The organism is Paenibacillus pasadenensis DSM 19293 (assembly GCF_000422485.1).
Lineage (GTDB): Bacteria > Bacillota > Bacilli > Paenibacillales > Paenibacillaceae > Paenibacillus_O > Paenibacillus_O pasadenensis.
The window spans coordinates 1-13,663 of record NZ_AULW01000064.1 but is presented as its reverse complement, the minus strand read 5'-3'; the positions used below and the strand labels follow the sequence as shown (position 1 = coordinate 13,663).

Sequence of the window (13,663 nt, the reverse complement as noted above, 5' to 3'; positions counted from 1 at the left end):
TCTTATTTGGAGCATGGGTGGAGAAGCGCGGGAAGATGTGGTAAGCTGTCAACTAAAGGAAGGATGGGGCGGAAGGATCCACCAGCCACCCTCCAGACAGGAGAAGGCAGCCGCACCGCATCTTAGGGGAAAGGGTACGTTCCATATGAAACGAAAATTTTCCGATCGGGCCAACTGGCGGCGTATCCTGCGCAGAAGCTACACTTGCCTGACGCTTGACGGCGACGACTTCCGAGGTCTCGTCACGTTCTACCGGATCCACGAGCTGCGGGAGCCGCTGTGGAAGGAATACAACGGGCGCCGGCTCTGCCTGGCCGACCGGGGCTATCTCTGGATGCAGCATTTCCCGCGGGGCGAGCATTTCGTCGTCACGACGATGTTCGACGACAAGGGCAAGGTCGTGCAATGGTACATTGACATCTGCAAAACGCAAGGCTTGACCGACCAGCAGGTTCCGTGGTTCGACGACCTGTACCTGGACATCGTCGTGCTGCCGTCGGGCGAAGTGTACCTGATGGACGAGGATGAGCTGGAGGACGCGGTTCTCGGCGGGGACATCACGCGCAAGGAGGCGGCGATGGCCCGCAAGACGGCCGGACGCCTGCTCGCCTCGATCAAGAACGGCCGCTTCCGCTACTTCACGCTCAGCCTCCGCCACCGCAAGACGCTCGCGGAGCGGCTCGGAGAGGTCAGCGAATCATGAGCCGTCCCCCGGGTCCGCCCGCTCCCCGCAAGGGAAGCGGGCTCAAGGACAGCTCTAGCGGACCGGCGCGAAAGGGCGCGGCCGCCGGCAAGCCGAAGGCCGGAAGCAAGCAAAAGGCGGCGGTCCGCGCGAAGCGGCGGCCGACCCGCAAAGCAAGAGGAGGCGGCCTCGCAGGCCGTCTTTTGCGCGTTATGCTGATCGCGCTGTCTGTCGGCGTCCTGGCAAGCGGCTGGCTGCTCTGGCAGATCACCCATTACGATCCTCCGAATCCCGTGCCGCAGCGGCAGGCCGCGATCGTGCTCGGCGCGGCGCTCTGGAACGACCGCCCCAGCCCCGGCCTGCAGGAGAGGCTGGATCAGGCGCTCCGGCTGTACGAGGCGGGGCGGGTGGACAAGCTGATCGTCTCGGGCGGCCTCGACCGCAACGGCTCGAAGCTGACGGAGGCGCAGGGGATGCGGCTCTATCTCGTCGACAAAGGCGTGCCGAAGGAGGATATCCTCCTGGAGAACCGCGCGACGAGCACGTACGAGAATCTCGTGTTCAGCCGCGAGGCAGGGGAGAAGAACGGCCTTTCCTCCTACCTGATCGTCACGCATGAGTACCACGCGCCGCGGGCGCTGGACATGGCCCGCTTCCTCGGCTTCGACGATCCCGTCGTCAGCTCGGTCAAGTCCAAGGTGCTCAGCGCCTCGCGCAACCAGACGCGGGAGGTGCTGGCGTACGGCAAGTGGAAGCTGGACAAGCTGCTGCTGCTGATCGGCCTCAAAGCGCCTTAAATCCGTTCATACCGCTTCTTTGTCCCGAATACGCTTAGGAGAGCGAAACGTACCAGAAGGGACAGTGATGCCGCAGATGAACGGACACGCCGCTTCGGGAGCCAAGGGCTCCCGGCCCTCCCGCCAGATCAATGTCGTGCTGCGCCATCATGAGACGTACGGTCTCGGGGCATCGGCTCCGGCGCTGGCCGGCGTCGATGCGCCTCACGAACCGGCTGCGGCTCTGCCGCGTCCGGCCGCGGTGCCGCCCTCGGCGGACCCTTATCTCGAGATCCAGAAGGAATTGGAGCCTATGGTCGGCATGGAGGGCGTGAAGTCCCTCATCTACGAGATCTATGCTCTGCTGCTGATCAGTCAGATGCGGACCGAAGCCGGCCTCTCCGGAGGCGCTCAGGTGTACCATATGATCTTCAAGGGCAACCCCGGCACCGGCAAGACGACGATCGCCCGCATCGTGGCGAAGCTGTTTCAGAAGATGGGGCTGCTGTCCAAGGGACATCTGATCGAGGTGGAGCGAGCCGATCTCGTGGGCGAGTATATCGGCCATACGGCGCAAAAGACGCGAGATCTCGTCAAAAAGGCGCTCGGCGGCGTGCTGTTCGTCGACGAGGCGTACAGCCTGGCGAGAGGCGGAGAAAAGGACTTCGGCAAGGAAGCGATCGATACGCTCGTCAAGGCGATGGAGGACCATCGCAGCCAGTTCGTGCTCATCCTTGCCGGCTATCCGCTGGAGATCGAGCATTTCCTGATGACGAACCCGGGGCTGCCCTCGCGCTTCCCGATCCAGATCGACTTCCCGGACTATACCGTCGACCAGCTCATCCAGATCGCCGAGCTGATGGCCAAGGACCGCGATTACGCCCTCATGCCGCAGACGGTGTTCAAGCTCAGGACGCATCTGATGCAGGAAAAGACGGCGACGCTGTATTCGTTCAGCAATGCGCGCTACGTGCGCAATCTCATCGAGAAGGCGATCCGCCATCAGGCGGTGAGGCTGCTGAACCAATACGCCTCCTCGAGTCCGGGCAGGCAGGAGCTGATGAGCCTCCGTCCGGAGGATATGCGATGGGACGGCAAAGGAAAGCCGGACGGCTGAGCCGGGCGGCGCGAGAGGCGCGCCCGGAGGGGCCGGCCGCAAGGAGGAATCGGGCTTCGCCGGCTGCGGCCGGCGGGGCTCTTTTCCTGCGGAGTACAACCGAAATGAAGGAGCGGAACTTACAACGATGATGGACAACCTGATGAAGCTCGCCCGCGAGGCCGAGGATAGGATGGAGGCGCGGTTCAAGGAGCTGGACCGCATGGCGGAGGAGAACCAGTGGAAGGTGATCCGGGCCTTTCAAAAATTCCGCGTGAGCGACTTCCACTTCAACGGCTCGACAGGCTACGGCTACAACGACCGCGGACGCGAGGTGCTCGATCTCGTCTATGCGGAGGTGTTCGGCGCGGAGGCGGCGCTCGTGCGGCCGCATTTCGCCTCGGGCACCCATACGATCAGCTGCGCGCTGTTCGGCCTGCTGCGGCCCGGCGACGAGCTGCTGTACCTGACCGGACGGCCGTACGACACGCTGCATAAAGTGATCGGCAAGCCGGGCGACGGCACCGGATCGCTGCAGGACTTCGGCATCGGCTATCGGGAAGCGGCGCTGACGCCGGAGGGCGACGTCGACTGGGAGCTGGCGGAGCGCCTGATCGGACCGAGCACGAAGGTGGTCGGCATCCAGCGCTCGCGCGGCTACGACTGGCGGGCGTCGTTCACCGTCGAGCGGATCGGCGAGATGATCCGGCGGGTAAAGGCGATCAAGCCGGATGTGCTCGTCTTCGTCGACAACTGCTACGGCGAGTTCACCGAGCGGCTGGAGCCGACGCAGGTCGGAGCCGACCTGATCGCCGGCTCGCTCATCAAAAACCCGGGCGGCGGACTCGCGGCGACCGGCGGCTACGTCGCGGGCACGGCCGCGGCCGTGCAGGCGGCGTCATACCGCCTCACCGCGCCGGGCATCGGCGGGGAGGTCGGCGCGATGCTCGGCACGCTGCGCGCCATGTACCAAGGGCTGTTCCTCGCGCCGCATCTGGTCGGCCAGGCGCTCCGAGGGAGCGTGCTGGCGGCCGGCCTGTTCGAGCGGCTCGGCTTCGAGACGTCGCCGCGCTGGGACGAGCCCCGCACCGACCTCATCCAGGCGATCCGCTTCGGCCGTCCGGAAGCGCTGACGGCGTTCGTGCAGGGCATCCAGGCGGCTGCGGCCGTCGACTCGCATGTCGTGCCCGAGGCATGGGACATGCCGGGCTACGAGCATCCCGTCATCATGGCGGCGGGCTCGTTCATCCAGGGCGGCAGCCTCGAGCTGTCGGCCGACGCGCCGATCCGCGAGCCTTACATCGCCTACATGCAGGGCGGCCTGACCTATGCCCATGTCAAGCTTGGCCTGCTGCAATCGCTGGAGCGTCTGGCCAAGCAGGATATAATTGTAATGTAAACTCACACAAGAACCTCACATCGGTTGACACCTTCATGTCCTGCAGGTACAATAAGCTCATCCCTTATCGAAACTGGAAGGTTGATGTGAACATGGCTGACGATATACGCCGCAATATGGCGCTGTTCCCGATCGGGATCGTAATGAAGCTGACCGACTTGACCGCGCGTCAGATCCGCTACTACGAGCAGCATGAGCTGATCGTGCCGGCGCGGACTTCCGGCAACCAGCGTCTGTTCTCCTTCAACGACGTCGAGCGCCTGCTCGAGATCAAGTCGCTGATCGAGAAGGGCGTGAATATCGCCGGCATCAAGCAGGTCATGAATCCGGTATCCAAGGAATCCGAGGAAGCGACCGTCATGACCGAAATTTCCGAGGTTCGCCGCCGCGAGCTCAGCGACTCGCAGCTCCGCCTGCTGCTCAAGCAGCAGCTGCAGGAGAAGCGCCCCGGCAAGGCTTCCCTCATCCAGGGCCAGCTCAGCCGCTTTTTCAACAACAAACGATAACCGAGTCCTATTCCCGACCACCTACTCTACTGCGAGGAGCCGATATTCGTGAGCTATACGAAAGATGACATCACCCGCATCGCCCAGGAGCAGAACGTCCGCTTCATCCGCCTGCAATTCACCGATCTGCTCGGCACGATCAAAAACGTGGAGATTCCGGTCAGCCAGCTTGAAAAAGCGCTCGACAACAAAATGATGTTTGACGGATCTTCCATCGAAGGTTATGTCCGCATCGAGGAATCCGACATGTACCTGTATCCGGATCTGAGCACCTGGGTCGTTTTCCCCTGGGTGACGCAGGATCGCGTCGCGCGCCTCATCTGCGACATCTACATGCCGGACGGCACGCCGTTCGCGGGCGACCCGCGCGGCATCCTCAAGCGCGCGCTCAAGGAAGCCGAGGAGATGGGCTTCACGGCGATGAACGTCGGTCCGGAGCCGGAATTCTTCCTGTTCAAGACGAACGAAAAAGGCGAGCCGACAACCGAGCTCAACGACCAGGGCGGCTACTTCGACCTGGCGCCGATGGATCTCGGCGAGAACTGCCGCCGCGAGATCGTGCTGACGCTCGAGGAGATGGGCTTCGAGATCGAGGCTTCCCACCACGAGGTGGCTCCGGGACAGCATGAGATCGACTTCAAGTACGCCGACGCGATCAAGGCGGCGGACCAGATCCAGACGTTCAAGCTTGTCGTCAAGACGGTCGCCCGCCAGCACGGCCTGCATGCGACGTTCATGCCCAAGCCGCTGTTCGGCGTGAACGGCTCCGGCATGCACTGCCACCAGTCGCTGTTCCGCGGCAGCGAGAACGCGTTTTATGACGAGAGCGACGCGCTCGGCCTGAGCGCGACGGCGCGCCAGTACATGGCCGGAGTGCTGCGCCATGCGCGCGCGATGGCCGCCATCACCAACCCGACGGTCAACAGCTACAAGCGGCTCGTGCCGGGCTACGAAGCTCCGTGCTACGTCGCTTGGTCGGCGAGCAACCGCAGCCCGATGATCCGCATCCCGGCGTCCCGCGGCCTCAGCACGCGCGTCGAGGTGCGCAATCCGGATCCGGCGGCCAACCCGTACCTGGCGCTGGCGGTCATGCTGAAGGCCGGCCTGGACGGCATCAAGAACAAGTATCCGCTGCCGGCTCCGACCGATCGCAACATCTACGTCATGACCGACGAGGAGCGCCTGGATGAAGGCATCCCGAGCCTGCCGGAAGACCTGCGCGAGGCGCTCACGGAGCTGCTCCGCAGCGAGATCGTCACCGAGGCGCTCGGCGACCATGCGCTGGCCCACTTCTACGAGCTCAAAGAGATCGAATGGGACATGTACAAGACGCAAGTGCATGAGTGGGAGCGCGATCAGTACCTGACGCTGTATTGAGTGAAAAAACCGAGTATTATCAAGGGTTCTGGGGTCAGTGAATCGGGGGGCATGGCGAGGAGACAGTGTCATCTTGGAAGGCATGCCCCCCGATTGCCCCCGAATTTTTAAAGTTGAGGATACCTGTGGTGAAGGTTTCAAACTTCTCCATGCTGGTATCCTCTATTTTTTTTGATATGTGCGCGTAGACGTCCGAGGTAATCTGGATGCTGCCGTGTCCAAGCATCTCCTGCACGACCTTCATTTCCACGCCGGCTTCAAGCATCAACACGGCGAAGGTGTGCCTGGTGGAGTGAATCGGTAAGGGCGGCAGACCAACGCGCTGCAGGCAGCGGGAGAAGGCGTTGAAGAGGGAGGACTTCGGCATGGGGCTTCCATCTGCACGGCACAGGACAAGGTCCAGGTCTGTTTTGTACAGATCCCCAAAGGCCGCTTTGTTTTGTTCCTGCCAGGCTTTGTGCGCGCGGAGGTCATCTGCAAACCCTGAACTGAATTTGATGGTCCTCTCAGAACTCAAAGTCTTCGTGTCCCCAAAGTAATCTGCATTTTCCTCTGGAGATATGGCAGTCCAGTCCAGTGTCTCGTCAATTACCAAGCGGCGAAGGTCCAGTGAAATATCCGACCATTTTAGAGCGGCTGCTTCTCCTTTCCGCATGCCGGTCTCCAGAAGTGCTTTGAAAAATATCCAATATTCATAGCCATACTTCCTTAGTTCTTGCATCAGCTTGGGGATGTCATCTGACCCGATGAACTTCACATTTCGCTTCTTCCTATCGCCTTTGATCTCAACACCGATGCAAGGGTTTTTCTCCAGCTTACCCAAGGTAACGGCCTTCTCATAGGCGTTGTGCATTGTAGAATGGACGATCTGTGCTGTCCGGTGGCTCATGCCGCCATCTACTAGGTGATTGAGAAAGCGTTGGTACATGACAGGCTTGAGGCTTTGCAGCATGAGATTTTTGAAATAAGGCTTAATATGCTTCTTAATGTTGTTCTGGTGGATGAGAAGCGTGTTCTTCCGGACCGTGCCGGTCTTGTATTCCTGCAACCACGTATCAAGGTAGTCAGCCAAAGGCATGTCGGTCTGCTCGTACCCTCCGGCGAGCTTCTTCTCAAACTCGCTTACCGCGACCTGTGCTTCTTTCTTAGTCGCGAATCCTCGACCAGATTTTTCCCTCGTTTTTCCCGTAAAAGGATCCTTGTACTTGAGGCGGTATTCCCATCCGCTGTCATGCTTCTTGTAGTTCGCCATTAAATGTTTAACCTCCTTAAATTAAATTTGTGTATGTTAAACCGCCTTACGGCGGAAATAACCCCAAGGTTAGTAGAATATGCTCATCTGCTCAGGTATGTCGTTCCGGCGAAGCAGATCCAGGAGCGATTCGTCAGCGGCGAGCTCGTCGCCGGCCGTCAAGAGCCGAACAGCGAAGCGGTTGGCCTGACGCTCTAGCTTGCCGACGTTCACAAAAGACTGCTCGTCCAGCATGAAGCGGCTGATTCCTGGGTGTAGCCGGTCATGAGCAATCTCGTGCGCACAGACTACGCGCTGCCAGATCGGGTCCAGGCCTGCATTGATGACGATGAATCGGCGTCGCAGCTTGCGATAGTAAAGTCCGCGCATGCTCTCGTCCATTTCAAGGAATCGCACATGGATGTTCATTCTGGCTGCCAGCAGGAATGGATCGTTCGTCTTGTAGCGCCGGACCAATTTCTTGACCAGCTTGTCCATTCGTTCACCCCTACTCAGGTTGTTCGGATTCAGACTTTTTTCGCCCGTATGTCTTTTTGTTAAGCATCTTCGCCTCCCAGAATAGCCCAGTCAGGATATCGATTGCACGCTGCCTCGACTCTGCCGTAATCGGAACGCCGTCGAACATGACGGGCGCATCCTCTTCGAGCATTTTTTTTAGGTCTCGAACGTCTTTTGGCGTTGCCCAGTTTGGCACCGTCAGTTCCCGATCTGGCATGGAAGAGTCCGCGCTTAACCCAAGGATGTAGTCTACCGAAACCTTATGATATTCAGCTAGCGCGGCCAGATAGTTGTGATCTGGATTTGATATTCCGTTTTCCCAAGCATTGTATCGAGGGCGCTTAATTCCGAGTGCTTCAGCTACTTGGTCTTGCGTCAAATTCCGTTTGTTGCGTAGGGCAGTCAAACGATCGCCCAAAGTCATAAGATCCGACCTTTCCGTTGGCATGATAAAATTATTTTCAAAATCGTATTGACGATAATATTTTTATCAAATATAATCAGAAATACGACGGGGGAGGTGATGACAGATGACAGTCAAAGCAAAGTCAAAGGCGCCACCTAGAAGCGAACTGAGGAGGCTTCGGGAAGAGCGGGGGCCTCGCGAGCGAATCGCCGATGATCTTGAAATATCGAAAGTATATCTGCGAATGATCGAAACAGGGCAGCTAACGCCTGGTCGTGATCTACTCATCCGGTTCGGTGTTTATTTCGACAGGCCGCTCGACGAATTGTTTCCCGATCTTTTCGAAGGTCAGGTCTCTTAATTGCGCCTTGATTGATAGATTTCTTATCTAATTCCCATTATAGGTGATAAAATTCCTATCGTCAATAATCTTGACTAGGAATTTAAAATTTATTCTATTTGATAAGAAAATTATCTGAAAGGAGAGGCGGGCGATGAGTGGGCCGATGGTGCAGGTCAAATTGGACGAGCAGCAACTAAGGCAACTTTGCCAAGAGCAGATCGGAATGTTGCTCAAGGAATACGATGCAGATCTCGTTTATTGGGACGCGGCCGAGCTGATGCGGCGGACACAGATGAGTTGGAACACCATCCAGGATCGGTTTTTTTTCGACTCAAGGATGCCCAAACATAAGCTTGGGGGAAAGTGGTATTTCCCGGCCCGCAAGACGAGAGAGTTCTTGGAGACATGGTTGGCAGAGCAGTGAAGTTATTTCTGGAGAGGAGGTGAGGACGATGCAGATAACCGGATGGGTCTGGCGGCAAATGAGCCTGAGCGAGCGGATGCTGATGCTGCAAATCAAGGCGGCGCAGTCAAAGCAGCGCTGGGCAGCACGGAATGTCATCTGAGAGGAGGCTGTGTAAGTGGATTATGAACCAAGCAAGAAAGCTATCTGGCTGGCTGCAAACAGTGGAGACGCTCCGCGTCTGGACGCTATCATGCAGGAGCACACGAGCCTGTTAGATTTGCCGCCGCACTGGTCGCCCGAATACCCGGCTGCCGTCAAGGCTGCTAAACATCGCATCCAGCAGCTCCGCGCCGAGCGCGACGCGATCATCGCGCAATACGAAGAAAAAGCCCTCGACGGGGTAGGAGCCGTCCAGAGCTAAGGCAAGACTTAATCACCGCCATTGTAGCATTCATCCATTTACTTATACAAGGAGGCCATCAACACATGGCAATTCAAATTCAGATCAACGGCGAATCCGCCGCAGAAGTCGTAGCCGAGCTCTCCGTCCTCGCTGCCAGCCTCGTTTCGGGCAAAGCAGCTCCCGTAGCCGAGGCGCCGAAAGCGGAGCGTGCTCTGCGGGGCAGCCGCGCAGCGAAAGCGGATGAGCCGAAGGCGGCCGTGAAGGAGCCGGCCGAAGAGTCGGCAGCTGTGGAGGAAACGGGTGCCGAAGCTGGCGGCGACTACTCGGAGTTCGACGGCGACGCCGCCGAGCCGATCCCGACGGACGTGGAGCTCAGGACGATCGCAGCCGGGGCCGGGCAGAAAGGCGTCGAGGCCAAGAAGGCCATCAAGGCGCTGCTCGACAAGTACGGCAGCGCCAACATCACCGGCGTCCCGGACGACAAGCGCCTCGCGTTCAAGGCCGAGCTGGAGCAGATCTAGTGGCGGCCCAGTTGGAGCAGGTCAGGGACCTGGAGGCCGATCTGGCCATTTGCGAATACGCCGCGCCAGCGCCGATCCGGACAAAACCGTGTATGTGCGGCCACTGCGACAAGCTCTTTCTTGATATCGCCCATAGCGAGGGGCGGCTGGATCCGGAAGACGCCCGCTTCATCGTCGAGGCCCGCGTCGGCTGGCCGCATGCGATCCGGCGCGCCATCGCCGCCGAAGCACAGGTGGACAAGCTGCAGGAGGAAATCCGGCTGCTCCATGACTTGCTGCACGAGCAGGGGATCCCATGGGACTGACGCCTGCGCACGCGGAGCGCGGGCATGCGCTCCTCGGGGCGTCCAAAGCGAGCCAATGGATCAACTGCCCGCCAAGCGCCCGCGCCCAGGAGGGCATCCCGGACACGCGCAGCGAGTTTGCCAACGAAGGCACGGCAGCACATGAGCTGTCGGAGCTGATCCTGCGGAGCCGGCTGCTGGGCGAGATGCTCGACGAGGCCATCGCAGCCTTCAAGCGGACAAGCCCCTATTACAACGCCGAGATGGAGGCGGCAGTCGCCGCCTATGTCGAGGTGGTCGAGGAGCGCTTCATGGCCGCCAAGGCGCGGAGCGCGGACGCCGCCATCCTCTTCGAGGCCTGGCTCGACTTCAGCGCCTGGGTCCCGGAGGGATTCGGCACCGGCGACGTCGTGCTGATCGCCGACGGCGTGATGGAGGTCATCGACCTCAAGTACGGCAAGGGCGTACCGGTCAGCGCGATCGACAACCCGCAGATCCGGCTCTACGGCCTCGGCGCCTGGTCCGACTACAGCTACCTCTATGATATCCGGGAGGTGCATGGCACAATCGTCCAGCCGCGGCTCGACAGCGTAAGCACGGAGGCCCTGCCGATCGGAGAGCTGCTGCAGTGGGCGGAGACGGTCGTGAAGCCGGCGGCCGTGCTGGCCCATGCCGGCAAAGGCGACTTCGCCGCCGGCGACCACTGCCGCTGGTGCAAGATCAAGGGCAGCTGCCGGGCCCGCGCTGACGCCAACATGGCCGCGCTTGCCTACGAATTCCGCGACCCGGTGACGCTCTCGCTGGAGGAGATCGGCTCCATCCTCCACGTCGCGGAGCAGTTGTCCGCCTGGGCAAAAGACGTCTCCGACTACGCCTTCACGGCGACCAAGGCCGGCCAGCAGGTACCGGGCTGGAAGCTGGTCGAGGGCCGAAGCGACCGGAAGATTACGGATAAGAATCAGGCAATTCAACTTTTTTCCGAAGCAGGTTTGGTCCCGGAGAAGTATCTCAAGCCTCCTGAGATTCTCGGTATCGGAAAGCTAGAAAGCAGCATCGGTAAAAAAGAATTGGTTGAAATACTCGGCGGCCTAATTGTAAAGCCGCCCGGAAAGCCGGCGCTCGTTCCGGAGACGGACAAGCGTCCGGAGCTGAACAGCGTGGAGGGCGACTTTGAAGGGGAGGACTTTTGAATGAACGATCGGACCCGAAAAGCGCTCGCCGATCGTGAAGCCCTGGACGAGGCGCGGCGCCGTCGGAAGCGAGAAGAGGCTGCTCGCAAGGAATGGTTGCGCGTCCAGAAGTCGCGACCGCGGACGAAAATCCCGGCTCAGTACGGCGAGACCATCCACGTCCATGAGAAGATTCTGGACCGGTTCATGAAGCAGGTCGGCCAGAAAATCGACATTGAGACCTACAAGGTTGCTGGCGGCGCTGGCAGTAGCCTCACCATCACCTACACCACCCGGTACGGCGGACGCGGCGAGCTCGTGCTGAACGATCTCGGCCCGATGCCGATCGGCTGACATACCCCAATCCAATTACGAGGAGCTCGATCTAACATGGCAGAAACGAAAATGGTCACCGGCAAGGTACGTCTTTCCTACGCGAATATCTGGGAGCCCAAGGAGAACGAGTCAGGCCAGCTCAAATACAGCTGCGCGCTGCTCATCCCCAAGTCTGACAAGGAGACGCTCCGCAAGATCAAGGCAATTATCGATGCGTTGAAAGTCGAAGCCGCGGCGAAGTACAAAGGCAAGCTGCCCACCAACTTCAAGCTGCCGCTGCATGATGGCGATGAGGAAAAGCCTGACGACGAGAACTACGCCGGCCACTACTACCTGAACGCCTACGCCAACACGAAGCCCGGCATCGCGAAGCCAGCCGGCAAGGATTCGGTAGGCAACACCAAGTTCGTCGAGATTACAGACACGACGGAAGTCTACTCCGGCTGCTATGCTCGCGTCTCCCTCAACTTCTACACCTACGACAACAAGAGCAAGGGCATCGGCGTCGGCCTGAACAACATCGTCAAGGTCCAGGACGGAGAATCGTTGGCTGGCCGCAGCAGCGTGAACGAGGACTTCGCCGGCGAGGAGTTTGACGACGATTTCGGTGGAGACGATGACGACTTCATGAGCTGATCCATCGTAGGGGCCTTCGCGGCCCCTTCCCATAAAACCAAACTCTAGGAGGAACCAAACATGACAACTCAAACACGCATGAAGCCAGGTCGCAAGCGCTCCCCGGAGCTCCAGGCCCTAGTCGACCGCGCAGCAGCTAACGGCATCCTCGCCAATACGCTGCTGCACCGCATCAAGGAGGGCTGGGATCCGGAACGCGCCGTGACGGAGCAGCCGACCAAGTCGCGTCCGCGTGGCAGAGGTCAGGCTGATGCGTAACCGCGGCGGCAGCGTCTTCCGGGGCTTCCTCTACGCCTTAATGTTCTCTCTGCCTTTCTACGGTCTGGTAGCCATCCTGCTGCTGAGGTAGCGCATGCGGATCCTCCAGATCGACATCGAGACGTACAGCTCGATCGACCTGCTCAAGTCCGGCGTCCATCGGTACGTCGAGGCCTCGGACTTCGAGATCCTGCTGTTCGCCTACGCTTGGGATGACGAGCCGGTGCAGGTCGTCGACCTGACCGACATGGAGGACGTGCCGGGTGACGTTCTCGCCGCGTTGGCGGATCCTGCGGTCACCAAGACGGCCTTCAACGCCGCCTTCGAGCGGACGTGCTTGACCAAGTGGTTCGGCCAGCCGATGCCGGCGGAGCAGTGGCAATGCACATCGGTTTGGGCCTTGACGCTCGGGCTGCCTGGCTCGCTGGACGGTGCGGCCGACGTGCTGAAGCTGGACGCGAAGAAAGACGCCAAGGGTAAGGCGCTGATCAAGTACTTCAGCGTGCCGTGCAAGCCGACGAAAGCAAACGGCGGGCGGGAGCGCAATTTGCCCCATCACGCGCCGGAGAAATGGGCTGACTACGTCGCCTACAACCGGCAGGACGTCGTCGTCGAGCGAGAGGTTCGCCGTAAGCTGGCGCGCTTCCCGGTCCGGGCGCGGGAGTGGGAGCTCTGGGCGATCGATCAGCGGATCAACGATCGAGGCGTGCGGCTGGACCGCGAGCTCATCCATCAGGCCATTGCCTGCGACGAGCAGTACGGGGCCAGGCTGATCGCCGAGGCACGGGAGTTGACCGGGCTCGACAACCCAAACAGCCTGGCGCAGCTCAAGGGCTGGCTGGCGGAGCGCGGCTTGGAGACGCCCGACGGCATGGCCAAGGATCAAATGCCGGCGCTGTTGGACGCGGCCCCGGACGACGAGACTCGCCGGATGCTGGAGCTGCGGCAGGAGATGAGCAAGACGAGCGTCGACAAGTACAACGCTATGGCACGGACGATCTGCGCCGACGATCGGGCGCGGGGGCTGCTGCAGTTCTGCGGCGCTAACCGGACGTGGCGCTGGGCCGGCCGGCTCATCCAAGTCCAAAACCTGCCGCAAAACAAGATTCCCGATCTCGCCCTGGCGCGGGAGCTGCTGCGGGCGGGGGAGTTCGAGCTGCTGGAGTTGCTCTTCGGCCCGCCGCCGTTCGTCCTCTCCCAGTTGATCCGGACGGCCTTCGTTCCATCGGAAGGGCGGCGCTTCATCGTAGACGACTTCGCGGCTATTGAGGGCCGCGTCATCTCCTGGATCGCGGACGAGGAGTGGAAGCTCGAG

The 13,663-nt window shown here is 60.3% G+C and carries 18 protein-coding genes and 1 pseudogene; 16 read left to right on the top strand and 3 right to left on the bottom strand.

The genetic code is table 11. The features are described 5' to 3' along the window. The first annotated feature begins 145 nt into the window (after positions 1–145). The 6 genes from H582_RS0109440 (at position 146) to glnA (ending at position 5,836) form a co-directional block, all read left to right on the top strand. Entirely contained in the window at positions 146–703 is a 558-nt protein-coding gene (locus H582_RS0109440) for a ribonuclease FAU-1 family protein (RefSeq protein ID WP_028598355.1), read from the top strand. Then, positions 700–1,479: a YdcF family protein gene (locus H582_RS26775; protein ID WP_228551448.1), complete on the top strand. Its 780-nt coding sequence runs from the start codon at positions 700–702 to the stop codon at positions 1,477–1,479. Before H582_RS0109440 ends, H582_RS26775 begins: the two co-directional genes overlap by 4 nt. Positions 1,480–1,555: 76 nt before the next feature. Beyond that, entirely contained in the window at positions 1,556–2,575 is a 1,020-nt protein-coding gene (locus H582_RS0109430; RefSeq protein WP_028598354.1) for an AAA family ATPase, read from the top strand. A 127-nt stretch (positions 2,576–2,702) separates the two neighbouring features. Next, positions 2,703–3,953 (top strand): methionine gamma-lyase family protein, encoded by a 1,251-nt coding sequence (locus H582_RS0109425; RefSeq protein ID WP_028598353.1) that lies wholly within the window; start codon positions 2,703–2,705, stop codon positions 3,951–3,953. Between the two features lie 92 nt (positions 3,954–4,045). After that, positions 4,046–4,459 carry a MerR family transcriptional regulator gene (locus H582_RS0109420; RefSeq protein ID WP_028598352.1) on the top strand — a complete coding sequence of 138 codons (414 nt, stop codon included), beginning with the start codon at positions 4,046–4,048 and terminating at the stop codon, positions 4,457–4,459. Positions 4,460–4,507: 48 nt separating this feature from the next. After that, positions 4,508–5,836: a type I glutamate--ammonia ligase gene (glnA, locus tag H582_RS0109415; protein WP_028598351.1), complete on the top strand. Its 1,329-nt coding sequence runs from the start codon at positions 4,508–4,510 to the stop codon at positions 5,834–5,836. A gap of 34 nt (positions 5,837–5,870) precedes the next feature. On the opposite strand, the gene H582_RS26770 is transcribed toward glnA, so the two are convergent. From H582_RS26770 to H582_RS26765, 3 genes are all read right to left on the bottom strand, one after another. Continuing rightward, positions 5,871–7,088 carry a site-specific integrase gene (locus tag H582_RS26770; RefSeq protein WP_052333105.1) on the bottom strand — a complete coding sequence of 406 codons (1,218 nt, stop codon included), beginning with the start codon at positions 7,086–7,088 and terminating at the stop codon, positions 5,871–5,873. 69 nt (positions 7,089–7,157) lie between these two features. Then, positions 7,158–7,565 (bottom strand): ImmA/IrrE family metallo-endopeptidase, encoded by a 408-nt coding sequence (locus H582_RS0109405; protein ID WP_028598350.1) that lies wholly within the window; start codon positions 7,563–7,565, stop codon positions 7,158–7,160. 10 nt (positions 7,566–7,575) lie between these two features. Beyond that, positions 7,576–8,010: a helix-turn-helix domain-containing protein gene (locus tag H582_RS26765; RefSeq protein WP_043111150.1), complete on the bottom strand. Its 435-nt coding sequence runs from the start codon at positions 8,008–8,010 to the stop codon at positions 7,576–7,578. A gap of 106 nt (positions 8,011–8,116) precedes the next feature. Between H582_RS26765 and H582_RS0109395 the strand changes: the two genes are divergently transcribed. The 10 genes and pseudogenes from H582_RS0109395 to H582_RS0109345 form a co-directional block, all read left to right on the top strand. Further along, complete coding sequence (locus H582_RS0109395) at positions 8,117–8,353, top strand: helix-turn-helix transcriptional regulator (protein WP_052333104.1); 237 nt, start codon at positions 8,117–8,119, stop codon at positions 8,351–8,353. 145 nt (positions 8,354–8,498) lie between these two features. Beyond that, on the top strand, positions 8,499–8,759 hold the full coding sequence (locus H582_RS0109390; protein WP_028598348.1) for a hypothetical protein: 261 nt from the start codon (positions 8,499–8,501) through the stop codon (positions 8,757–8,759). A 157-nt stretch (positions 8,760–8,916) separates the two neighbouring features. After that, entirely contained in the window at positions 8,917–9,162 is a 246-nt protein-coding gene (locus tag H582_RS0109380; protein ID WP_028598347.1) for a hypothetical protein, read from the top strand. 65 nt (positions 9,163–9,227) lie between these two features. After that, positions 9,228–9,665, top strand: coding sequence for a hypothetical protein (locus H582_RS0109375; protein WP_028598346.1), 438 nt, complete (start codon positions 9,228–9,230; stop codon positions 9,663–9,665). Continuing rightward, a complete protein-coding gene (locus H582_RS0109370) occupies positions 9,665–9,970 on the top strand; it encodes a hypothetical protein (RefSeq protein WP_028598345.1) in 306 nt (101 codons plus the stop codon). The genes H582_RS0109375 and H582_RS0109370 overlap by 1 nt, the downstream gene beginning before the upstream one ends. After that, complete coding sequence (locus H582_RS0109365; protein ID WP_028598344.1) at positions 9,967–11,139, top strand: DUF2800 domain-containing protein; 1,173 nt, start codon at positions 9,967–9,969, stop codon at positions 11,137–11,139. Before H582_RS0109370 ends, H582_RS0109365 begins: the two co-directional genes overlap by 4 nt. Then, positions 11,140–11,472, top strand: a complete 333-nt coding sequence (locus H582_RS0109360; RefSeq protein WP_028598343.1) for a hypothetical protein — start codon at positions 11,140–11,142, stop codon at positions 11,470–11,472. Positions 11,473–11,508: 36 nt separating this feature from the next. Beyond that, on the top strand, positions 11,509–12,090 hold the full coding sequence (locus H582_RS0109355; RefSeq protein WP_028598342.1) for a DUF2815 family protein: 582 nt from the start codon (positions 11,509–11,511) through the stop codon (positions 12,088–12,090). Between the two features lie 60 nt (positions 12,091–12,150). Next, positions 12,151–12,348, top strand: a complete 198-nt coding sequence (locus H582_RS0109350) for a hypothetical protein (RefSeq protein ID WP_028598341.1) — start codon at positions 12,151–12,153, stop codon at positions 12,346–12,348. A 94-nt stretch (positions 12,349–12,442) separates the two neighbouring features. Next, positions 12,443–13,663: pseudogene (locus H582_RS0109345) on the top strand (hypothetical protein); the annotation flags it as partial.

Bases quoted from the DNA above. Each gene is read 5' to 3' on its own strand.
- H582_RS0109360 (WP_028598343.1), top strand. From the start codon at position 11,140: ATGAACGATCGGACCCGAAAAGCGCTCGCCGATCGTGAAGCCCTGGAC.
- H582_RS0109390 (WP_028598348.1), top strand. From the start codon at position 8,499: ATGGTGCAGGTCAAATTGGACGAGCAGCAACTAAGGCAACTTTGCCAA.
- H582_RS0109430 (WP_028598354.1), top strand. From the start codon at position 1,556: ATGAACGGACACGCCGCTTCGGGAGCCAAGGGCTCCCGGCCCTCCCGC.
- H582_RS26775 (WP_228551448.1), top strand. From the start codon at position 700: ATGAGCCGTCCCCCGGGTCCGCCCGCTCCCCGCAAGGGAAGCGGGCTC.
- H582_RS26765 (WP_043111150.1), bottom strand. From the start codon at position 8,010: ATGACTTTGGGCGATCGTTTGACTGCCCTACGCAACAAACGGAATTTG.
- H582_RS0109395 (WP_052333104.1), top strand. From the start codon at position 8,117: ATGACAGTCAAAGCAAAGTCAAAGGCGCCACCTAGAAGCGAACTGAGG.
- H582_RS0109425 (WP_028598353.1), top strand. From the start codon at position 2,703: ATGATGGACAACCTGATGAAGCTCGCCCGCGAGGCCGAGGATAGGATG.
- H582_RS26770 (WP_052333105.1), bottom strand. From the start codon at position 7,088: ATGGCGAACTACAAGAAGCATGACAGCGGATGGGAATACCGCCTCAAG.
- H582_RS0109355 (WP_028598342.1), top strand. From the start codon at position 11,509: ATGGCAGAAACGAAAATGGTCACCGGCAAGGTACGTCTTTCCTACGCG.
- H582_RS0109350 (WP_028598341.1), top strand. From the start codon at position 12,151: ATGACAACTCAAACACGCATGAAGCCAGGTCGCAAGCGCTCCCCGGAG.
- H582_RS0109405 (WP_028598350.1), bottom strand. From the start codon at position 7,565: ATGGACAAGCTGGTCAAGAAATTGGTCCGGCGCTACAAGACGAACGAT.
- H582_RS0109420 (WP_028598352.1), top strand. From the start codon at position 4,046: ATGGCTGACGATATACGCCGCAATATGGCGCTGTTCCCGATCGGGATC.
- H582_RS0109375 (WP_028598346.1), top strand. From the start codon at position 9,228: ATGGCAATTCAAATTCAGATCAACGGCGAATCCGCCGCAGAAGTCGTA.
- H582_RS0109440 (WP_028598355.1), top strand. From the start codon at position 146: ATGAAACGAAAATTTTCCGATCGGGCCAACTGGCGGCGTATCCTGCGC.